Source organism: Oribacterium sp. HCP3S3_B9 (assembly GCF_052064255.1).
Classification (GTDB): domain Bacteria; phylum Bacillota; class Clostridia; order Lachnospirales; family Lachnospiraceae; genus Oribacterium.
Genome location: NZ_JBQHVY010000005.1, coordinates 19,889 through 41,312 on the forward strand (window position 1 = coordinate 19,889; position 21,424 = coordinate 41,312).

At 57.6% G+C, this 21,424-nt stretch carries 16 protein-coding genes; all 16 read right to left on the bottom strand.

Annotated features, from left to right (window positions below):
* Positions 1-31: 31 nt before the first annotated feature.
* Positions 32-1,894: an AAA family ATPase gene (locus ACTNC3_RS04370; RefSeq protein ID WP_441226594.1), complete on the bottom strand. Its 1,863-nt coding sequence runs from the start codon at positions 1,892-1,894 to the stop codon at positions 32-34.
* A gap of 220 nt (positions 1,895-2,114) precedes the next feature.
* Positions 2,115-2,816, bottom strand: a complete 702-nt coding sequence (locus ACTNC3_RS04375; RefSeq protein ID WP_441226595.1) for a histidine phosphatase family protein — start codon at positions 2,814-2,816, stop codon at positions 2,115-2,117.
* Positions 2,817-2,996: 180 nt separating this feature from the next.
* Positions 2,997-3,371: a bifunctional adenosylcobinamide kinase/adenosylcobinamide-phosphate guanylyltransferase gene (locus tag ACTNC3_RS04380; protein WP_441226596.1), complete on the bottom strand. Its 375-nt coding sequence runs from the start codon at positions 3,369-3,371 to the stop codon at positions 2,997-2,999.
* A 116-nt stretch (positions 3,372-3,487) separates the two neighbouring features.
* Complete coding sequence (locus ACTNC3_RS04385) at positions 3,488-4,288, bottom strand: adenosylcobinamide-GDP ribazoletransferase (protein WP_441226597.1); 801 nt, start codon at positions 4,286-4,288, stop codon at positions 3,488-3,490.
* Between the two features lie 125 nt (positions 4,289-4,413).
* Positions 4,414-4,962, bottom strand: a complete 549-nt coding sequence (locus tag ACTNC3_RS04390) for a bifunctional adenosylcobinamide kinase/adenosylcobinamide-phosphate guanylyltransferase (protein WP_441226598.1) — start codon at positions 4,960-4,962, stop codon at positions 4,414-4,416.
* Positions 4,959-6,362, bottom strand: a complete 1,404-nt coding sequence (locus ACTNC3_RS04395; protein WP_441226599.1) for a nicotinate-nucleotide--dimethylbenzimidazole phosphoribosyltransferase — start codon at positions 6,360-6,362, stop codon at positions 4,959-4,961. The genes ACTNC3_RS04390 and ACTNC3_RS04395 overlap by 4 nt, the downstream gene beginning before the upstream one ends.
* Before the next feature lie 57 nt (positions 6,363-6,419).
* The gene (locus ACTNC3_RS04400) at positions 6,420-7,940 is read right to left on the bottom strand and encodes a cobyrinate a,c-diamide synthase (protein ID WP_441226600.1); all 1,521 of its coding nucleotides are present in this window, start codon (positions 7,938-7,940) and stop codon (positions 6,420-6,422) included.
* A 24-nt stretch (positions 7,941-7,964) separates the two neighbouring features.
* Positions 7,965-9,290: a precorrin-6y C5,15-methyltransferase (decarboxylating) subunit CbiE gene (gene cbiE / locus ACTNC3_RS04405; RefSeq protein WP_410043494.1), complete on the bottom strand. Its 1,326-nt coding sequence runs from the start codon at positions 9,288-9,290 to the stop codon at positions 7,965-7,967.
* Between the two features lie 58 nt (positions 9,291-9,348).
* A complete protein-coding gene (locus tag ACTNC3_RS04410; protein ID WP_441226601.1) occupies positions 9,349-10,428 on the bottom strand; it encodes a precorrin-6A/cobalt-precorrin-6A reductase in 1,080 nt (359 codons plus the stop codon).
* A gap of 32 nt (positions 10,429-10,460) precedes the next feature.
* Positions 10,461-11,366, bottom strand: a complete 906-nt coding sequence (locus tag ACTNC3_RS04415) for a precorrin-3B C(17)-methyltransferase (RefSeq protein WP_410043492.1) — start codon at positions 11,364-11,366, stop codon at positions 10,461-10,463.
* 14 nt (positions 11,367-11,380) lie between these two features.
* Positions 11,381-12,820, bottom strand: coding sequence for a TIGR02679 domain-containing protein (locus ACTNC3_RS04420; RefSeq protein WP_441226602.1), 1,440 nt, complete (start codon positions 12,818-12,820; stop codon positions 11,381-11,383).
* The gene (locus ACTNC3_RS04425; protein ID WP_441226603.1) at positions 12,810-17,042 is read right to left on the bottom strand and encodes a TIGR02680 family protein; all 4,233 of its coding nucleotides are present in this window, start codon (positions 17,040-17,042) and stop codon (positions 12,810-12,812) included. The genes ACTNC3_RS04420 and ACTNC3_RS04425 overlap by 11 nt, the downstream gene beginning before the upstream one ends.
* A 108-nt stretch (positions 17,043-17,150) precedes the next feature.
* Positions 17,151-18,266, bottom strand: coding sequence for a TIGR02678 family protein (locus ACTNC3_RS04430; protein ID WP_441226604.1), 1,116 nt, complete (start codon positions 18,264-18,266; stop codon positions 17,151-17,153).
* Between the two features lie 2 nt (positions 18,267-18,268).
* Complete coding sequence (locus ACTNC3_RS04435; RefSeq protein ID WP_410043488.1) at positions 18,269-19,750, bottom strand: TIGR02677 family protein; 1,482 nt, start codon at positions 19,748-19,750, stop codon at positions 18,269-18,271.
* A gap of 58 nt (positions 19,751-19,808) precedes the next feature.
* On the bottom strand, positions 19,809-20,120 hold the full coding sequence (locus ACTNC3_RS04440; RefSeq protein ID WP_441226605.1) for a hypothetical protein: 312 nt from the start codon (positions 20,118-20,120) through the stop codon (positions 19,809-19,811).
* Entirely contained in the window at positions 20,120-21,418 is a 1,299-nt protein-coding gene (locus tag ACTNC3_RS04445) for an AAA family ATPase (RefSeq protein ID WP_441226606.1), read from the bottom strand. Before ACTNC3_RS04445 ends, ACTNC3_RS04440 begins: the two co-directional genes overlap by 1 nt.
* Positions 21,419-21,424 lie beyond the last annotated feature (6 nt).

Below are 21,424 nucleotides of genomic sequence, written 5' to 3' on the forward strand. Positions count from 1 at the left end.
ACACGAAGAGATCCCTAAAGGTCTGTACTGCTTAATTCATACAGATATCAAGTTCCTTTCCGGAAAAAGCAATGCCAAACTTCAGCGTTCGGCTGACTCCATTTTCCTGCAGTTCTTCTTCGTAGTGATTCGTTTCGATCTGCGCCATGGCTTCTTTCGCCAGTAATTCCAGAGACTGACTGCTCAGATCCTTTTTCCATTTCATTTCCATGATGATACCAGGATACTGTTTGCTGCGTGGAATCATGCAGATATCATATCGGCCCTTGCCGGATTCTCTGTTTGACTTTATTTTGTACTGATTATCCATTAAAGCGATCAGGCCGAGCACCAGGCCATGATAAAAGCCTTCTGCACCTGCATCATGAAAACTGATGCAGTGATGCAGATAATCTGAGATAGCCTGCTGCAGCTTTTCACAGTCATTTGCATACAGGCTTTCTGCGATGCGGTTTGCAGTAGTTTTATTGATCTCGCCAGTATGCAGAAAATGCGATAATATCTCAGAGGCATATACCGCAGCGATTTCTTTGTTCGGGATCAGGACTTCGCACAGGTATGAGCCGTCAGCCTGCAGTTTCCTGCTGGAGGCTTTTAAATAGCCGGCGACCAACAGCAGGCTGTAGACATTTTCCGGATGCTGTGTCAGGGATCTGTAGATGACATTTTGATCGATTCTGGCGATCGCAGGCTTCCCCTGCAACAGAAGGTACAGCTTCTCTGTGATATCATCGGTCGCAGCATTCAGAACGTCCTCCAGGATTTCGTTTCGGCCTGTATTCGCCCAGTAGGCCTGCGGCATGCACCCATTGGCAACATAGTTAACGACAGACCATGGATTATAGATATCTCTGGTACCGAACAGGTATCCATCGTACCACGCTCTTAATTCCTGCTCTTTGTCCAGGACGCCGTAATAACGTAGCATCTCGCGTACCTCTTCCACGGTAAAGCCGAAGTACTGGTCGTAAGCGGCGTCCAGAACCGTGTTTACGGACAGATTATTCAGACCGCTGAAGATACTTTCCTGCGCGATTCGCAGGATGCCAGTCAGGAATCCATAGGACAGATTTCGGTTATCCTTGAAGGCACCCGAAAAGAAATTCCGCATGAATCCGATGATTTCCTCATAGAAATTTTTCGAATATCCCTCTTGGATCGGCGTATCATATTCATCGATGATGATAATCGGCGCCTGATGGTAATGCGCAGTCAGCATCTTTGAGAGTTGTTCCAGCGAGGCAGCGAGGTCCACCTCATCCGCGTTTCCGCTTAAGATCTGGCGGAAGAACTCCTTGTCGTAGTCCGCGATCGTGTCGTCGGTCAATATCTCCTGATGCCTGCCATACTCATCCTGTAATAAGCGCTGGATCTTCCGCACGGTGGCTGCCCATGTGTCGAATTTGACATCCTTAAAGGTCAGAAAAATGACCGGATATTTTCCCTGATATTTGCGATATGCCTCTCCGCACTTCCAGATTTTCTTATCCACGAAATACCGGCTTGTATCTTCATCAGAGATTTCGAAAAAGACGCGGAGCATATCCATGTTCAGCGTTTTACCGAATCTGCGCGGACGTGTAAACAGGGACACCAGCGGCTTTCGATCCAGAAAATCCTTGATCAGCATCGTCTTATCGACATAGTAATACTCTTCCTGCGCGCGTACATAATCTGAAATTCCGATCGGCAGCGCCTTTCGTACCGGTGCTTTCTTTCGTTTCATATAATTCCCGGAGCTCACTCTTCCATCCGCCGGCTTCACCGCATCATCCGGAATCCGCCATGATTTTCCTTCCTTAATAGCACCTGGGATCTCCCCTCTTCGGCACAGATCATTGACTGCATGGTCAGAAATTCCCCACTCGATTGCGATTTCTTTATTCGTCTTCATGGTCTTCCTCCTTTTTAGTGGGTCGTATCCCGTATTAATACATCTATATCATACAGCTTTTCTCCCGATTCATCAACGAGAATCCATATTTATCCCGTACTTTTTGGCATGTATCCCGTATGCTTGGTACTGATTCCACTTTATGGGGTCTGACCCCATAAACTTCTGTTTAGATCCTCTTTAGAAAAATTTAATGGGGTCTGACCCCATTACGAAATTCTTAAGATCGGCATGTTAAGTCGAGGCGGTAACCTTCCCCGGGTTTTACGCTCCACTCGAAGTACGGTTTGTGCGGCTCGGCATAGCGTTCCATCAGGGCCATGATCGTGCCGCCGTGGGCGACGATGGCGATGTTTTCGCCGCTGACTTCTGGTCGTTCTTTTTTTACGTTTTCTGAACTTCCATCGTACTGCAGTTTAAAGACAATCTCTCGCTCCATGCCCGCCTCTGTTTCACTGGCTACGGATGCATCCGCTGTCTTCATCAACGTCTGGATTCTCGGCAGTACGGCGCGTTCGAAGCCGTCACACACGCGTCTCGTAAATTCGGCCTTGCTTTCACCGCCGGGGAAGGCGGTTTCGCCGCCAGAGTCGATGTAGCGCTGGTACGCGGCGCGGTGCGCGGGGTCCGGGTCCTGGTTGATTTCCTGCCAGCTCATGTATTCGAACACGCCGAAGTTCATCTCCATGAATTCCGGGACCACGATCAGCTCCGGTGCGGTGCCAGGAAACAGGCACGCTGCCGTTTCTCTGCAGCGGCGTGCGGGGCTCACGAAGACGATCGCCAGGTGAAGATTCATATCCGCCGACTTCGCCCGCAGTCGTTCTTTCTCCTCCGGCAGGAGGCCTTCGTCGGTCGCGCCGACGTAGCGGTGCTCCTGATTTCCCTTCGTCATACCATGACGGATCAGCCACAGTTTCATTTCATAATCCCTTTCTTCCACTCATCCCACACAGATGTGGTCCCTCGCACCCAGCGTTCGACATACGAATCAGCTTCCAGCACTTTCAATCGCATCCAGCGCTGACATCACGCAATTCTTCGTAATCCCTCCGTCGTTTCGTCGCACCCATACGCTTCTCTTCCGGCGACTCCCGCTTCTCTACTTGATCCTCTGCGCGATGCCGGCGACCACGCGATACACCTCGTCAGCTTCGGCGGCGATGCGGCACCCGACACGCCCCACGGCTTCCCGCCACGCGCGCTCCTCCGGGTCCAGCGGGACCACGCCGCTGCCGACCTCCGGATAGATGAGGACGAGGTCCTGCGTTTTCGCGAGATCGTCTGAAGAGGTGCTCTCCCACATCGTGACGAAGTCGCGGACAGAGGCATTGGCCTCCGCCAGGGGATCACGCCCGGCCCGTACCGCGTCGCGGATCTGCGCGGCGAGCCCGTCGATGCAGCGGGCGTGCGCGAACTGTGCGGCGAAGGCGTGCTTGCCCTGCGCCATGCCGCCGATGATCATAATCAGTTTCATCTTACCTCCGATTCCGGCCTTTCTTCGGCCAATGTCTTCGTCCTCTGTGTACATACCCGCTCTCGTCTTCGACGGCTGCGAAACCGCGTGAGCCAGCGGGGTGTTCAACCTCCCGATCAGTGCGTGAACGCGCTGCTGAGAATCAGGCACAGCAGGTTACCGGCCAGAATCGCGCGCTCGCAGTTGCACAGGAAGTAGCCGCAGAGATCGCCGGTCGTACCGCCGAAGATCGGAAGGATGCGGCGGCGGTACCACCAGAAGCAGAGGCCGGCCATCAGGAGGGTCACGAATGGGTACAGGAGCGGGGTGCCGCCGAGAAGGGTCGGCACGAAGAGAAGCCCGCCGGCGACGATGAGCTCCGCGGTAAGGATGCTGGCCACGTGACGGTCCGCTGCATCCGCCATCGCACGGACCATTCCGTCCTTCCGTGCCTTCGGGAAGCGCACGACGCTGAGTCCGGAGAGGATGCGGGACAGCACGAAGCCCCAGCAGATGCACGGGAGGGCCTGCGCCGCGGTGGTCATGGTGGCGGTCTCGGTCCAGCAGGCGAGGACGCTCAGGATGTAAAGGAGGCCGTAGATCGCAGCGAATGCACCGATGTGCGGGTCCTTCAGAATCTCGAGCTTCCGCTCCTTGGGAGCGTAGCTGTGGAGCGCGTCCTGGGTGTCGAAGTAGCCATCGAGGTGGATGCCGCCGGTGAGCACGATCGGGAGCGCGGTGAGGCAGCTCGCGATGAAGAAGGCGTGCAGCCCGAGGCGCGTGAGGACGAGCCAGGCGAGGCCGCTCAGGAGCGCGAGGACGACGCCGACCAGCGGGAAGAAGCACATCGCGTATTTCATGCTGTGCTCGTTCCAGTCGGCCGGCGGGGTCGGGATGCGCGAGTAGGTCGCGAAGGCGATTTTCAGTGAATCGAACATAAAACTCCTTCTGAGCGCCGCCCGCAGTGGGGCGACGGAGTATCGGTGTGGTTTGTGACGGGGCGGTCAGCGTGCCCTGGGAAGCGGCGCGGCAGAGCGCCGTCGTGTTTCAGTACGCCGCTGTCTCAGGCTTTCAGCTGTACCGGGATGCCGTAAACGACTTCGGTCACCTGGTCGGCGGCGGCGCTGAGCGCCGCGGCGAGGTCGGCGAGATCGCGCAGAAAGCGGTCGGTCTCTGGCCCGTAGTCGATGCCGTCGCTGTAGAGCTCGTTGGCAACGATGATGAGCGCACCGGCCTGCTGCCTCAGCTCGAGCAGCGGGGCCACGATCTCGTGCGGATGGCCCGACGTCCCGTAGACTTCATTGGCATACAGATTCGTGAGATCCTCGAGGAGGAAGACGGCGTTGTTCAAGGCTTGCGCGCGGAGCTGCGCGATGTCCGTCGGGCACTCGATCGTCGTGTAGCCGCGGCCCGCGCGACGCTTCTGGTGCTTCGCGATGCGCGCGGCAGCGTCAGCGTCCCGCGGGGCGGGGTTCATCGTCGCGACGTAGTAAAGCGGCCCGCCGAGCTCGGTATGCAGGCGCTCCGCGAGCTGCTCCGCATATTCTGATTTTCCGGAACCGGCCCCGCCGGTGATGTAGTAAAGTCTGCCCATGTTGCTCCTGTTTTTCACTTAAATCGCTGGTACGCCTCGACGTGAATGTCATCGAAGCTGCCCATGCCGCGGTAGACCGCCAGCGCGGCGTCGAGCAGCGGCAGGAGAAGTACTGCGCCGGAGCCCTCGCCGAGGGACATATCTGCGTCGATGATGGCCCGCAGGCCGAGCGCCTCGAGTGCCTTCCGCGCCGCGCCATCCTTCGACACATGCGAGGCCAGCGTGACGTCGGCGACGGAAGCATGGATTTCAAAGTCTGGCAGCGCGTCTGCCGCGCTTTCTGCAATTCGCTTTACCTCTGGGTCCGACATCTGTTCTGGCTTCGATGCACTTACTGTGGCCACAGTTGCAGAGTTGGTGGTATCCGAAGCGTTTGACTCCGCCAGAATCCGGCTCGCGGCGAGCGCCGCTGCCGTCGAGATCGCGCCGTCGATCACGATCGGCATCTGCTCTTCGACCGCTCCGAGAAACATCCCGGCCATCGTCGCGATCTCCAGACCGCCCAGCTCGAACAGAAGCTGCTTCGCATTTTTATGGTTGACCCGGCGAAGCGCCCGCCGGACGCAGTCGCGTTTCCGCTCGAGGCCCTCGTCACTGAGGCCGGCGCCACGACCGACCGTCTCTTCCACCGGAAGCCCGAGATACGCCGAAAACAGCGCACTCGTCGGCGTCGTATTGCCGATCCCCATCTCTCCGGTCAGAAGGATGTCGTAGCCCTGTGCTTTCAGCTCCCGGACGAGGCGGCGGCCCAGCGCCAGCGCGCGCTCGCCCACCTCCTCCGACATCGCCGGCTCGATCGCGATATCACCGCTTCCATGCTGGAGGCAGCGATCGTTGACGCGATCTGTGCGGAGCGCCGCGGATGTAGGCATTGGCCCGGAAGAAGCGGAAATCTGTGATGAGCTGGTGGCTCTGATTTCGTCGTCTGCCGGCACTTCGGACGATCTGCTGTCACCTGCGCTGAGCATGCCGACGTCGATCGGGAAGAGGTCCACTGCGAACTGCTGCGCCAGCACGCTCGTCGTGGTCAGACCGCGCGCGAAGTTTTCAGCGACGATGCGCGTCACCGAGCTGTCCGTCTGCGTCACACCCCCGCGCACGCAGCCGTGGTCCGCGCAGAGCACCGCCAGTGCCCGCCGTGTGATGTGCGGCTGCGCCGTCCGCTCGATCATGCAAAGCTTCGTCACATGCTGCTCGAGCACGCCCAGGCTGTCGATCGGCTTCCCGAGGCTGTCCCAGTGCTGCTGCGCCAGGGAGCGGTAGTATTCTCGATCACCCGCGCACTCATGTGTGCGGGTGCCGACAGCGTCACATCCCTGGCTGCTGGTACCGGCGTACTTTTCATATTCTTCATGCACAGTATGACCGGCATGATCCATTTTCTGCTGATCGATGTCTCTCTTCATAGATTTTCTCAAGTTACTCTCTTATCTGTCGCTTTTATCACCCGGAACTCTCTCGTCACCTCTACTCTATCAAAAATTTCCCTGCTGTTTCTTCCGCCATGTCCGACAGCTGTCGAGGAAGTGGGCGAGGGCGGCGGGGTTACTCCAGTAGTAGAAGTGCGGGAAGCCGGCGGCGAGGCTGTTCGTGAGATAGATACCTTCGTAGCTGCGGGCGCTTGTCGCTGCGTGGCCGTGGCCGGCCGCGGGTTTCGTAAGCGTGCAGTCCGCGCCGTTGAAGTCGCAGTCGTAGCGGTGAAATTCGTGTCCGCGCAGCACCGTACTGGCAGGCCCGAGCACGCTGTCCCGTCGGGTCTCCGCCTCGACATAGCCGAAGCGCACCAGCCGCGGCTTCCGCTCTGCGTCACCCGGCAGAACGCCGCACATCGCGACCTGCTCGATAGCCTCCAGCAGATACATGTAGCCGCCGCACTCGGCGATCGTCGGGAGCCCCTGCCTCACCGCCTCCGCCACGGATGCCCGCATCGAAGCATTGGCGTGCAGTGCATCCTTGAAGAGCTCAGGATAGCCACCAGACAGAATCAGGCCGTCGACCTCCGCCGGCAGTGCCGCGTCATGCAGCGGACTGAACGGCACGAGCTCCGCGCCGAGCTGCCTAAGCAGCGCACGATTCTCCTCGTAGGTGAAGTTGAACGCTTCGTCCTCGGACACCGCGATCCGCACGGGCTGCGGCTTATCCGACTGCGGCTTATCTTCTTTCAGTGGTGACTCCACACCGGCGATCTCCAGCAGCCGCTCCACCTCCACGCTTTCTTCCATCTGCGCGGCGACGCGTTCCGTCCAGCGCTGGAAGTCTTCGATCTCTCCCGGCTCAACGAGCCCTAGGTGGCGGGACGGGACCTTCAGCTCCGGCAGCTCCGGCAGGTAGCCGAGAACCTCGATGCCCGGACAGTACTCTTCGATCACGCTCTTCAGGCGCGGATAGAACATCGGCGACACGCGGTTCAGGATCAGGCCGCGGATGCCGCTCTGCCTGCTGCCTGCCTTTTTCGCTGGCTCATGACGACGGCCTCCATCCGACGGGCTCGCTGCCCCGGAATCCCCAGTGCACGCCGGTCGGCCCGGCGTCGATCTGCCGTTCTCCGCACTCATCTCTTCCCTGAACTGCATCATCCCGCGTACGAGGGCGGCGATGCTCACACTGGCGCCCTTCGCGTCCATCACGAGGATGGTCGGGGCGTTGAGGATGTGCGCGATTTCCCAGGTCGATGCACGACTCGACACGCCGCCGAGCCCGTCATAGTACCCCATCACGCCCTCGACGAGCGCGAGCTCCGCACCGCTCTCCACCACACGTTTCGTGAAAATCCGCCGAAGCGTGGCCGCATCCGTGAAGAAGCTGTCGAGGTTTCCGGACGGCACGCCGAGCACCCGCCGGTGGAACATCGGGTCAATGTAGTCGGGCCCGCACTTGAAGCTCTGAACCTTTACGCCCCGTTTTTTCAGCACGGCAAGAAGACCACAGCTGACTGTGGTCTTGCCTGCGCCGCTTCGATCCGCGGCGATCACGATTTTCCGAAATGTATGTCTCATAGGGTTTGTGCTCTGAACGCCGCCTCACCGTCTCGAGATTCTCGTGATGGTGATCGGGTTTTCCGCGCGGTGCATGTGGTAGCTGCCGCGGCGCTCGAGGCTGGTCGCCTGGATCTCCACCATCTCGAACTGGTAGTCCGTGAGCCGGCGTTCGATCTCCAGCACCTCGGCGCTGGACTCGAGGGTCACCGTATTGATGACGATGATGACATTCGGATTGATGCCGATCGCCCAGTCGACGATCGCACCAAGATTGCCCTTACTGCCGCCGATGAAGACGCAGTCCGGGATCGGCAGCGGACCCTCGTCGGAGACATTCTTCCGCTCATCCGGTGCCTGGAAGCTCTCTGTCGCGAAGCAGGTCGGGGCGATGCCGCGCACGATGCGGATGTTGTCGACCTTGAACTGGTAGCGGTTCTGCTCGAGCGTGTAGATCGCGTCCTGATCCACCTCGACAGAAATCACCTTTCCCTCCGGACAGGTCAGTGCAGCCTCAATCGACACACTGCCGGTGCCGGCGCCGATGTCATACATGATGCTGTTCTCGCGAAGAGCGAGACGGCAGAGGCTCAGCGCACGCACATCGCGCTTCGTCATCGGGATCCCATCGAGCCGGTTGAAGCGCTCATCCGAGATACCGAAGCTTCGTATGGATGCACGGAAGCCGTCATTCTCAAACAGCGCGATGGCGAGGCGGTCGAAGCTCTGATTCCGAAGCTCGCGCGGGGAGCCGACGGTAAACTTCTCATCCTCGTAGCTCAGGCGCTCGCCGACCGTGATGCGCACGTTATTGAGGCCGAACTGTACCAGCTCCTGCGCGATGATGGAGACATTGTCCTCGGCACCGAGCAGGGCGCAGACGAAACGGTTCTCGCGGATCAGCGGCACCATGTCCTTATGCAGGCCGTGCAGGCTGACGAGCTTCACGTCCGCCATGCTGATCGAGCGCTTGCTGAGGAAGTACTGGATGCTCGACACGCCGGCATAGTTCCGGATCTCGAGCTGCTCGAGCATGCGGTCGTCCTCATAATTTTCGTCGTGTACCTCCGCCATGTGCTTTTTCAGCGCGCGACGCAGCGGAATCGCGCCAGAGTACACGCTGGTGTCGCCGGTGAAGACCGCCGAGATGGTTTTCTTTTCCGGGTGCGCGAGGATGTACTCGACCATCTCCTCCGTGCGGAAGGTCTCGAACAGCTCCGGGCCGCCCTCTGCCGGCAGCGCCGCCCGTGCCGTGTTCAGCGCCCGCGTCGCCCCCATCACCACATCCGATGCCGCGATGGCATCGACCGCACTCTTCGTCAGCATATCCGGATTTCCAGGGCCTACCCCGATCAGGTTTACGATTCTCATGTCCTACCTCCATATCTGCAGCTGTCCGTCCGTAGAGACGGCAGCGTCGCTTCGATCTTCATATTATGCCGCGGTCTGCTGCTTCCGCCTGCTCTTCGCTGCGTTCGGTCGCGTTTCTCCCGCACGTCCCCACTCTTACGATCTCGTGGATCCGTCGCAGCACCGCATCTGACTTCTCTCTATCATACCACGCCGCGTCCGGGATCGAAACCTCCTTTGGTCGGCCGACACAGATGACCTCCACACCGAGCGCGAGTGCCGCTTCACATTTCTCCGGGAAGCCGCCGGTCTCGCCCGACGCTTTCGTGACGAGGTAGCCCGCGTCGGCATACCGAAGCTGTGCGACATTCATCTCTTCAGAAAACGGACCCTGCATCAGGATGAGATGGTCCCGCCGGAAGCCGAGCACCTGACACTTCTCCAGCGCCTCCACCGTCGGCAGTGCCCGCACATAGCAGCGCGCCGCGAAATCCGGGATCTGCGTGTAGGGTGTGAGCTCCTTCGAGCCCGTCGTGATGAGGATGTTCGGACGCTGCGCCGCTGCAGAGGATGACCGGTCCGACTGTGCTAGCCACGCCGCTGCCTCCTCGATGGACTCCACCCAGTGAAACGCCGCACCCTCCGACGCACTGGCCTTTCCACCTGCACCGCTATCCTCCCGCTCCACGCGGATGCAGCGGACCCCTGCTGCCGCACACGCCGTCAGGATGTTCTCACTCACCACCGCCGCATACGGATGCGTCGCATCGATCACCAGCCGCTGTCCGGATAGCTGACATCGTTCAGCCTGCCTGCATTGCCCTGCTGATTTCGGCGATTCGGATTTCTCCAGCTCTCCGTCTGTATCATCTGGCATGAGCTTCAACTGCTGCCGGGCCGTCTCATCTGACGTGAATCCCGTCGCCTGCCTGGCTGCCTCAAACAGCGCCGTCATCTCCTCTGCGTCCAGTCGACCGACATGCACCGTGATCCCTGGCCCCGCCGGCAGCAGACTCGCCCCATACGCCGTCGTCACATACACCTCCGCAGCGATCGGCAGCCCCGAGGACTCATGCGCCGCCCACGCTCTATTCACTTCGACGATCGCTTCTGCGATCTTCCGCCCCTCGGTCGTCCCACCAAACAGAAATATATGCATCTCGCTCCTTTGATACTACACTTATGCTTCAGCTAAGCATCCAAAACGCGCTTCCGCTCATACCCGCGCGGGGTCACCATCCGCGGGCCGTCCGGCGTCTCGATGACGCGCGTCTCGCTGTTCCCGACGAAAATCGTGCTCAGCATGTCGATTTCCGGCTGTACTTCAGCGGCACTGTCTGCGGTCGCATCCTTTGCCGAGGCGCAGCCACCGCCGACATTCGCATTTTCTACCGCATCACCACACTCTCCAACCGTTACCGCAGCCGTCCCACCACTCGCGAGCCCGGCGAGCTCGTTCAGCAGGAAGATCCGGCTCTTCTGTCCGTCGCGGCCAATGTTTCGGACGTACGCACATACCCGGTCTTCCGGGAGCGTCTCCGAGAGGATCGCGCATGCCCGCTGGTACTGCGCCAGCCGCGTCCGGCTGACCGGATTATACAAGACGATGACGAAGTCTGCTTCTGCGGCGGCCTTCAGCCGCTGCTCGATCTTCGCCCACGGCGTCAGCAGATCCGACAGACTGATGACGCAGAAATCATGTCCCACCGGCGCACCCAGCACCGCACTGCCGCTCAGCACCGCACTGAGTCCCGGCACCGTCACGACCTGCACGCCCCGGTACGCATCCTCCTCGGACAGCGTATAGAGCAGCCCCGCCATACCATACACCGCACTGTCACCAGACGACACAACCGCGACATTCTGCCCCTCGTGCGCCAGCCTCAGCGCTTCACGGCAGCGCGCCTCCTCGGCATGCATGCCCGACACCAAAAACCGCTTCTCCGGAAACTGCGCCTCGAGAAGCTTCACATAGGTCTGGTAGCCGACGATCACATCGACCCCCGCCAGCACCTCCCGTGCCTCTATCGTCTCATAGCACTCATCGCCGGGACCGAACCCGACCGCATATACCGTTCCGCTATTCTCTCTACTCATCACGCAATCCCCCATCAAGTGTTTTCCTCTGAAAGATACATCTGCAGGATGTTCTCCTGGTATCCGGCGACGCCCTGCTTCCGAATCAGCACCGCTGTCGTCTTCAGCAGCGAATCCTGCAAATGGTCGAGCATCTTCATCCGCCGGGCTTCGATCGGTTTTCGGGATTGTGCCGAACGATAGTCCGCTTCCGACATATGCCAGAAGACGCACTGCCCCGGCAACAGGCTCTGCTGCACCTTCTCTGCGATGCAGAGCCCCTCCGGGTCGAAATCACCAGCATAGTATACGCGGGTTCCGGCGGCACGAAGAAGCCTGAGGATCAGCCAGGCACTTAGCCGTGGCTGTCCATTCATGCACATGAGCGAGCGCGTGCGTCCGAAGCGCTCGCAGAGCACTGCATACACCACCGGATTTTCCACGATCCAGAGGGTATTATCCCGACAGCGAAGCTGCGCCCACCCAGTGATTACCGAGAGCGGTACATTCACCGGTGCGCCATCGGCAGCAAAGCCTGCCATGCCAGCATGGACCAGTCCATCTCGTCCGATGGCTTCCACACCACAAAGCATCGCATAATTCGATACATCATCGAGCAGGATGCCGGCAGACAGGTACCTTGCCTGCCGCCGAAGCGACGGAATACTGTTCATCTCATCAGCTTCGACTCCCCGCTGTATCTCAAGCCACTGAAGTAAAAGCTGAAGAAGATGTGCATCGCGCGTTCCCGGATCCAGGCGATGCGGGTCTCCGAAAAGCACTGCTGCAAAGACTGGAAGATACTGATAACGCTTCTCTACACAAAGCCGATTCAGAATCTCCAGTGCCCGCACCAGTATATGCAAATCTTCTGTGAGTGCGCATAAAAGCTTGTTTTCCACCAGCTCCTGCCGTCCACTCATCAGCTGCCGGTAAAGCGCCGTCACCGCTTCTTCGGATGTGCATGTATGCGCAGTATTGTCAATCGCTCCGATGCTGGGCACATCCTCAGACGATATCGCAGGTTCTTCTTTCTCCGCCACCGCTCGCAGTTCATGCAGCAGCTGCCTCGACGCTTCACAGTCCGCATACGCTTCCTGCTGACCGATTGCTGCTTTCCAGCAGCGTGCGATGCACGCCTTTCGCCGGCTCTCTTCCTCCCGCTTTCCAGAAAGCGGTGCTCCTGCAAAGGCCTCCAGAATTTCTTCCGGCGACAGTTCTACGAAGCGGGTATGCTCAAGCGCCCGCCGGAAGGCCTGCGCAGAAATCGTCGCCGTTTTCTGATTATGATAGCTCCGCGCGAAGAAGCCCTCCAGCGCCTCCCGCTCATCCTCGCTTCGAATGTTCAGTCGGGCACTGCCACAGAAGCAGCCATAGGAGCGATACTTCTCGCAGAACTGAGAGAGCAGCCGCTCAAACACCGGCATGCTACGAAAGTACGCAAGGCACGCTTCCCGAAGTTCATCATTTTTCAAGTCGTTTACTCTCCTCTTCCATCTCTGCTGCATCCTCCATCAGCACACGAACATTTCCATTCCAAAGGAAGGAAAGCGCCGTGACGAACTTTGCATTGTTCGGGCGCACGAGCTCATAGATCGCCAGTGCATCGAGGGTATCCGCATCACCCCAGAGCACCTGGGAATTGATGATGAAATCGAAGTCGAACTCCCGCATGAGACGGAACATATCCCGGATATTTCGGTTATCGACGCCAGCGAAGGCTTCATCGAGGGATACGATCTGCGGCGCATCCGGACGGGCACCCCGATACTTCGCGGTCACCGCCGAGAACAGCGGAACATACATGGACATCGCCTTCTCACCACCAGAGAAGGTTCCGAATACCGAGTTCGTCAGCTCCTTCTGCCGCTCGCCCGGCTTCTCACAGAAGAGCTGGAACTCAAACCACTTCCGGTAGTCCAGCGCGTCCTGCATCACCTGATAGAAGGAAGCGCTTCCACCGCTGTCCTCCGCGATTCTGCGCGACTCCTCCACCTTCGAACGGAAATGCTGGCTGAGGCGTGCCGCCTCTTCCTCCTTCATGGAGCGGTAGTCCTTTCGCAGGAGCTCCACGAGCTCGGCGGTATCCAGCTGGGATTCACTCTCCGCTGTCTTACTGCGCCAGCGAAGTCGAAGCTTGAGACCGCTGGAGGTATTCATACACTCCATCTGCCGGTTCATGTTTTCGACCCAGCTCTGCGCACTGTTGATGCGGCTTCGAATCTTCCGACTCATCGTGTTCGACAGGATATCCTCGAACAGCTCCCGATCCGTCTGCTTAATCAGCTGACGCAGGCTCTCGAGCTCCTCATCGAGGATACCCGACAGCTTCTGGAACGGAATCCGACTGCCACGATAGCGCGCCTGGTAATCCAGTCGCTGTACCGGTGTTGAAAGCAACGTCTCCTGCGGACGCTTCTTCCAAAGCTCTGCAAACTGCTCGAAGGAGCTGATCTGATAATCGACCAGATAGCCGTTGCACTCAAAGTATACCTGCTGCACCTTCGTCTTCAGCGACTCGAGCTCCTCCGCAGACTTTCGGAGCTCGGCCACCGTCTCCTGCGCACTCTTGATATACACCACAGTTTTCTTTTCTTCTGCTTGCGCCAAATCCGCCACAGCATTATACGCTTCCGTGCCCACGCTATCCGATGCCGCACTTCCGCGCTCTTCCACACGCCTTTCGTCTGCCACGACCTCCTCTACCGGAAATACATAGCCAAGCTTATACTCCTCGATGTAAACCTCCTCCGCATATGTCTTTTCCGCTTCCAGCAGGATACGTGCCGCCGACAGGTTCTCGATTTTCTCCTTCGTATTCCGACATTCCGTTTCCTTCCGGCCCCGTTCGTTCTCACAGTTGCCGCGCGTCTCATCATAGTGCGCGAGCCACACGATACAGGTATCCAGTCGCTCCTGAATCGCCGCATAATCCGTGAGTGCAAGCTGCTTCTCGATAGACGCCCTGCGGTTCTCCGCATCGCGGATATCCTTTTCGAGGATGCCCTGGTCATAGCGAAGCTGCTCGAGATCGGCCTCGATGCTGTCGAGCTGATCCTGCTTCTGCCGGAGTGCTGCGACCTGATCGAGATACGATGCATGGGTAGGCACCAGTACACGGAGACCGCTCTGATATTCCATCGCCGCCTGCGAAGCCTGCACAAACACCTCCAGGCTGTTCCGGAGATACAGCCGTTCTGCAATCTTCGCCGCCTCGGTTCGATCCTCCTGCAGCGCCTGGATGAGCGCATGCACCTCTGCATCGAGCGCCTGCTTTTGCTTATTCTGAAGATCCAGCCACTTCTCCGCCTCTTCGCAGATATTGAGTGCATCCTTCAGCGCCTTTTCCTTCGGGAAGCCCTTATACTCTTCCTCGAGGCGCCCGATCCGATTCTGGAACTGCGCTGCTTCTTCCGAAAGTCTGGCGTTTTCTGCTTCCAGCTCGGTGATGCGCTCCTTTAACACACGAATCTTCTCTGCACGGTTCCGCTCTCTGGCCTGCGTGCCGATAAATCCGGCATGGTACTCCCCGCTGATCGTACCGGCCAGCACGCCGTTTCGCCAGCTGCCATTCGCGGAAATCACGGTCTCCGCATTGTCCTCCATCGAGATATGGCTGAGAATATCGGTCATCTCCATGTTCAGGAACACAGTGTTGACGCTATCGTTCAGGGTCAGCATATCGAGTGCGGTTTTTCCGAGAATCTTCCCTGCATTTTTGCGTACGAAAATATAGCGATCGCAGGCACCCGGGTCCAGCCGCAGTACCTCCTCCCGATAGTTCTCTTCAATCACCAGCGCATCCAGCAGCCCCATCTCGAGCATCGCCTCTTCGATGCGATTCCGCGTCTCGTCATCGAGCGAATCCGCGAATTCGAGCGTCTTATAAAACGCATGATACGGGATGCCGCGCTTCGTCAGTCGACGACGGTTTTCCAGCACCGCTTCACTCCGCTCCGGCTCCGGCTCACGTTCGTTCTCCCACTCGCGAAGCTCTGCCTCGCAGCCCGTCTTCTCTTCGACCAACATCCGGCTTTCCCGCTTTCGGGCTTCCAGTTCTTCCTTCAGGTGAATCCCCAGGTCCTGGAGCTGAAGGTCTACCGGACGCTTCGCCTGCGCATAATCCGCGCCTTCATCATAGCTGTCTGCGAAACGGCAGAGCCCCTGCAGTACCTCCTCCGGCAGCTTCAGCTCCTGGTTCTCGCCATGCCAGATATACAGAGCTTCCTTCCAGCTGCTCTCTGCTTCCGTGAGCGCCGCCTCTGCCTCACGCAGCTTCCGCTCAGCGCGGTCCGCGTTATCCTGCTGCCGGGCGAGCCCGTCCCGCTTCTCGCAGAGCTTCTCTTCCCCCTTCGCGAGGCGCTGCTGCACCACGAGACCTTCCTGTATGCCCTGCTTCGTTTTCTGAAACTCCGCCTCATAGGTTTTAAAGGAAAATGCCTCGTCGATTCCCTTTGTGAGCTCATCCTTGAGGAAGCTCTGCGCCTGATAGTTCATGTACTCTGCCTGCGCAGACATATTCTCGAGGCAGTTACCGATCTCTGCGCGCTTCGTCGCTTTTTTCTCATCCAGCTGCTGAAGCTGTGCCCGGCACGCACGCTCATCATCCTGCTTCTTTTCGATCCGCGCTTCCTTCTTCGCGTGATTCTCTTGAAGCCCGGAGAGCTGTCCGACGAGCCTCTGCTCCTCCTGCTTCAGCTGGTAGGCATCGCTCTTTCCAAGCTCCTCCCGTTCCTTCTCCATCGTCGCCTTCTGTGAGGAGAGCTGCGCCAGCTCGTCGGTTAATGCTGTCAGCCTGGACTCTGCCTCAGAGAGCTTCGTCTGCTCCTCCGAGAGGGCCTGGGTGTTCGCCTTCAGGCGCTTTCCTGCCTGGTCGGCCGCGCTCGCCTTCGCATACAGCATGCTCCGGTTATAGCGATCGAAGACGCGCGCGATATGGTCGACCGCCTTTCGCGCAACCTCCTTGGTCTCCAGCTGAAGTCGGAGGGAATCCATATTCTCGATGGCCTCCGTCATTGGCCGCAGATCCTCCTCGGAGAGCCCCTGCAGCGCAGAGCTCAGGATGTCGTTGATGACGGATGGCTTGAAATCGCGGGACAGCTTCGGCGTACGGAGCTGGATAAGAAGATCAAGCATCTCCCGGTAGGCATCCGTCGTCGCAAAGCCGAAGAGCTGCTGGTTCACGAACTCGATATAATCGGCCTGTCGATCATAGACCCGTCCGCCCTCCGCGAGGCGGTTTTCGAGCTCCTTCCGGGTCAGGGTGAGCTTCTCCGCGCCACTGCGATAGAGCGAAAAATCGACGCCGACGCGCCGACCATCGAGGATACCGAAATACCACTTGTCCAGTGGCTTTCCACGGCGGGCGCGGATACCCATGCCGATCGTGAAGTAGGCTTCACTCTTTTCACGCTTAAACTCCATATAGAGATAGCCGGTCCGCTCCTCTCGCTCATCGCCCTCCTCCAGGAGATAGCCAGACATCTTACGATCACGGGAACCGAATGGATCCAATCGCTCTGGATTCGCATTACCATCGAGGAGAAGCGGAATCGCACTCTGCATCGTAACGGATTTTCCAGAGCCGTTCGAGCCGCGCAGCAGAAGCCGCCCCTTTGCAAAGCAGAATTCCTGCTCATCGTAATACCAGAAGTTGATGAGGCCGAGCTTATTCGCATGCCATCTGTTTTGTCCCATAATCTATATCCTGTCTTTCTGCGCGGCACCCGGCAGGTGGAACGCGCGATTAAATAATTCCAAATGTTGTAGGCGTGCCGGCAGGGGCCCCGGAGGACCGGCAACGAATTATGCTTCCACATATCGTCCTGCGAGCTTCGCGCAGGACGGCTCCAGGCGGAGCCGTCCGATCTCTGCGTCTCTCGAAAGGAAGGTCCAGAGCATCATCTGTGCCTTCACTTCCTTCAGGAAGTCCCCCTCCGGAAGGTCGCGGTAGACCTTCGAGAAGCGACTCAGATTTTCGCTTCGCACCTCGCGGAGCAGCGCATCGAACTCCGGCTCCTCCAGCACGATGCAGTCCCGGACATCCGTCTTCCAGACCTCACTCTGCACGCGCTTCTGGATGGCGTCCAGCACCAGTAGCAGGATATCCGACATCGTACTGGAGCCCGGGAACGCTTCCCCCAGCCCGCTGTCATCGCTTAAAAGCAGCATGGCGCCGCCCTTCGAGATCTCGAGACGAAGCGAAAGCAGGACGTTTAGTTCCTCCCGCATACGGGCACCCTGATTTTTCAGATACTCATAGTCGCCCTCCGCGCCCTCGGAGCGGTACAGCCCCGGTGCAAAGAGCAGTCGTCGGTAGACGCGGTGTCGTCGCACAAGGCCCTTATCCTCATCCACCTCGTACCAGCCGGAGTTCAGGAAATCCTCCAGACCACGATAGTGCATGATGTCCTCTGAAAAGCTGCGCATGTAGTAGAGGGAAACGCCGGTATTTTCATAGAGTACATCCTTCTGCGATTCCACGAAGCTGTCCTCCGAACCATCGGTCCGCTTCAGCATCCCCTGGCTCTCCGCATACTGCAGCACGCGCACCAGCCGCCGACGCTCCTGATAGGATGTCCAATCCACGCCACCACCCGGGAGATTCCCAGCGATGAATTCCGTGAGCTGCGAAAGGATAAACTGATCCTCGGCATGCTCCTCGAGAAACATGAGCAGCATCGAAAAGAACGCATACTCCCGCGGACTTCGGAACTCCTGTATGCCCATAAACGGCTTCGGCACCGCCGGGATCCGCTCGACCTTGATGAGCAGCTGATTTTCGATCATCGGGCAGCCCAGTCGCTCCGTCACAAATTTACGGATCTCCTGCGCATGATCGCGGATCTGATAGTACAGCTCCCGATCCTCCGATTTCAGTATCCAGTGCTTCGACAGCAGCGCTTCCAGTTCTTCCTGCATCCTCAGTTCTCCTCTTCAAAAACGATGCGCATTTTCGGCATCTCGAAATCACCGTCCTCGCAGTGAACCACACAGCGTTCACCCCGGCCCGCACTTTCCAGGGTGAACCGCCGTCCATCCTCGGTACGTGCCGCCCGTCCCGGATCCTCCAGCGCATCAGATACCCAGCGAAGCAGTACCTCTCTCAGCTCTCGGGTGAGGCAAGGCAATGCTGAGAAATCGATGCAGCCATCCTGCTCGAGCTCCTGCAGCGCTGCATTTCGTGCTCGCTGCGCCTCCAGAATCTGCTGCCGCATCGCTTTTTTCTCTTCGCTGTGATCCGTGATTGCACTTCGATTGCTCCGCTCTGTGCCCTTCCGGGAGCGGGATTTCAACTGCTTCCGCTCCGGCTCCAGCGCATAGGCGCTCATATTCATGCTCTGGCTGTTCGCCTCCACCTCACTTCGAAGGTGCCGCGGTGTCTCCACACCGAAGATGCATGCACTCAGCTGATGTGCTTCCGCCAGATCCTCGCAGGCGAGAAAGAGCTCCGCCACCTTGCGGTACTCTTCCCGTCGATTCGAGCCCATCGCACTCTTCTCACTCATCTCCATGGCGAAACGTGTGATGCGACGGATGATGTCATTCGTCGCATCGAACAGCTTTCCGGCCTCATTGTCCTCGCCCTCAGAGGTCTGGAACCAGCGGCGGATGCTCTCCAGCTTTCCGCGGTTATTCTCCGCGATGGTCTCCGGTGCCACCTGCTCCATCCGGGGTATCGCGGCTTCGTAAGCATTGACCTTCTCCAGCACCGCCTCACAGAGCGATGGACTGAGGACCTGCAGCAGCTCCTCGATCACGCCGACGTTCCGCTGCAGACTCGTGACGAAGTTCCGAAGATACTCGACGAGCTTATCCTTAAACAGCAGAAACTCCTGTGTATGCATCATCTCTTCCGCACGCACGCTGCTGAGGTCGCGGATGTAATCATGGTAATTCTGATTGAGACGCGTGAAATTCCGCTCGAGATCATCCCAGAAATCATAGGCCTCTGCCGGCTCGGCATCGACCATCTCCGGGAAGCGTTCGATGGCCCGCCGGATACGCTCAAGCAGGGTCGGCTCCAGGGACCCACCCTCGATTTCGAGATGCTCGAGCCGAAGGACTAGACGCTCGATTTCTACGCTGTAGGGCGACATCTGGTAGCGGTAGCGCCGGCTCTGGAACTCCTCGAGGGAGCTCACATGACGCGTGTCCTGCAGTGTTTCGAGATTATGCCAGTTTACGAGGCTCGTGAGATCCTGCTGGCACTGCTCCAGCCGATAATCGCGGAATTCCGGGAATGCCCGCAGCGCATCATACACCTCCTCCTGGTACATCCAGTTGTGAAGCTTCTCCGTATTTTCATAGAAGATACGCATGATGCAGCGATACCGATCCGTATTTTCGGTATTCAGATACTGCACCTCCGGCAGCGGCTTCAGAAGTTTTTCTGTGATCTGCACGCGTTTTGTCCTTTCCGATGGGGCACCCCATCCTCGTTTCTTTATTTAATACAAGTCATTATATACGCAAGCCTGACAAATAAATGATCGCCTCATGAACATTCGAAAAGGTTTTGCAGTTCTTACATAGCCATTCATTTCTCTCATCTGTATCTTCCACCCCCGGCAAACCTTCCGGCAGAAGATTCTTCATCGTCTTTGCCGCATTCGTTACCGCCGTCGGATAATGCTCTGCAATTTTCTCCGTTGCTTTTTTATCCCCCTTTACATAGCCAGGTTCGAGTCGTTTAAGTTCTAATATCATCTGCTCACTCTCACCTTCACAAAACACCACGATGTACGGTTTTTGTTTTCTGAACTGGCGAGGCATCACTTCACCTCCTCGATGTCAAGGTCCGGAATCGCACCGTACTTTCCCAGCAGGTATCCCTTACGGATATTCTCTGTCGTTCTGGTTCCGAATTCGCTGATGCTGTAAAGCTCTGATGATCCATCCTCATGATTTTTGTCCGCAAAATATATCTGGTCCTTGCGAAGAAGCTCCATATTCAGAAGCTCTGTATTATGCGTTGTGAAAATCAGCTGCGCCCCCTTCGGATTTGTTTCCTTGCTCTGGAATTTTGCGACAATGTAATCAACGAGCAGCGGGTGGAGACCCTTTTCGATTTCATCCGTCAAAAGAACGCCGCCGTTCGCAAGCACAGATTCGATAGCCGGTGCAATCGACATCAACGTTCTGGTGCCATCCGATTCATCCGAAAGATCCAGTGGATAAAGCTGCCCGTTACCATGCTGATCCTTGCCCTGATGCATGGATATAGCCTTTACTTCATTCATCGCGATTTTGGCATCTGCATTATCTGAAGTCTGCGACAGCGCCTGAAGAAAACGTGCAAGCGCCGATCTGACACCTTCCGGCAGATCCTCTGGCATCTCCAGTTCCTGAATCTCTTTACTGTTCATTTCGAACTGCATATCTTCGATGCCAAAATCTGCTGCCTTTGCATAATCACTGATGGCCTTCAACATTCCGGGATTATCCGAATAATCGAGCAGCTGCTTCGGAATATCCGAATAATCCCTCGAGAAGTAAATCCGCTCTCGGAACCATCGCATCGCACTAACGCAGGCTTGATCATTCATCGTGCAGGCAACCGAAAAGAACAGCTGATTCGGTGCAACCATCTTTGCAATCAGTTTACGCTTAGTTTTTTCTTCCGTAAAATCAAATTCCTGCCCTTCTCTCGTAAAAACAAGTGCCTTCTGTCCCTTCGGCGCATAGTACAGGGACTCGGAATAGACCCGCTCACGATCCGCAGAAAACGCATACCAGTATTTGATACCCTCCAGTGTATAGATGAATTCAAATGCACTCGGTGCATTCTGAGAGTAATCATTTAATCGAAATGGATGGACAGGAATCGGTGCATCTGCATGCTGGGTTCTCTGCGCATTTTTAATAAACTGAACCGCCAGCCAGAATGCACGGATGACATTACTTTTTCCACCACCATTTTTTCCATAAATCGCGACACCCGGAAGAAGACTGGTTTTACTGTTATACTTGATCAGGGAATTTTTATACATTCCCAGACCGCTCGCCTCCATGGATAAAACCGCCTCGTCACGGAAAGATCTATAATTTTTAAATCGAAATTCAATCAACATCCCGCT

Bases quoted from the DNA above. Each gene is read 5' to 3' on its own strand.
- ACTNC3_RS04375 (WP_441226595.1), bottom strand. From the start codon at position 2,816: ATGAAACTGTGGCTGATCCGTCATGGTATGACGAAGGGAAATCAGGAG.
- ACTNC3_RS04385 (WP_441226597.1), bottom strand. From the start codon at position 4,288: ATGTTCGATTCACTGAAAATCGCCTTCGCGACCTACTCGCGCATCCCG.
- ACTNC3_RS04410 (WP_441226601.1), bottom strand. From the start codon at position 10,428: ATGCATATATTTCTGTTTGGTGGGACGACCGAGGGGCGGAAGATCGCA.
- ACTNC3_RS04445 (WP_441226606.1), bottom strand. From the start codon at position 21,418: ATGTTGATTGAATTTCGATTTAAAAATTATAGATCTTTCCGTGACGAG.
- ACTNC3_RS04400 (WP_441226600.1), bottom strand. From the start codon at position 7,940: ATGAGACATACATTTCGGAAAATCGTGATCGCCGCGGATCGAAGCGGC.
- ACTNC3_RS04430 (WP_441226604.1), bottom strand. From the start codon at position 18,266: ATGCAGGAAGAACTGGAAGCGCTGCTGTCGAAGCACTGGATACTGAAA.
- cbiE (WP_410043494.1), bottom strand. From the start codon at position 9,290: ATGAGAATCGTAAACCTGATCGGGGTAGGCCCTGGAAATCCGGATATG.
- ACTNC3_RS04425 (WP_441226603.1), bottom strand. From the start codon at position 17,042: ATGGGACAAAACAGATGGCATGCGAATAAGCTCGGCCTCATCAACTTC.
- ACTNC3_RS04415 (WP_410043492.1), bottom strand. From the start codon at position 11,366: ATGAGTAGAGAGAATAGCGGAACGGTATATGCGGTCGGGTTCGGTCCC.
- ACTNC3_RS04370 (WP_441226594.1), bottom strand. From the start codon at position 1,894: ATGAAGACGAATAAAGAAATCGCAATCGAGTGGGGAATTTCTGACCAT.
- ACTNC3_RS04380 (WP_441226596.1), bottom strand. From the start codon at position 3,371: ATGAAACTGATTATGATCATCGGCGGCATGGCGCAGGGCAAGCACGCC.
- ACTNC3_RS04440 (WP_441226605.1), bottom strand. From the start codon at position 20,120: ATGCCTCGCCAGTTCAGAAAACAAAAACCGTACATCGTGGTGTTTTGT.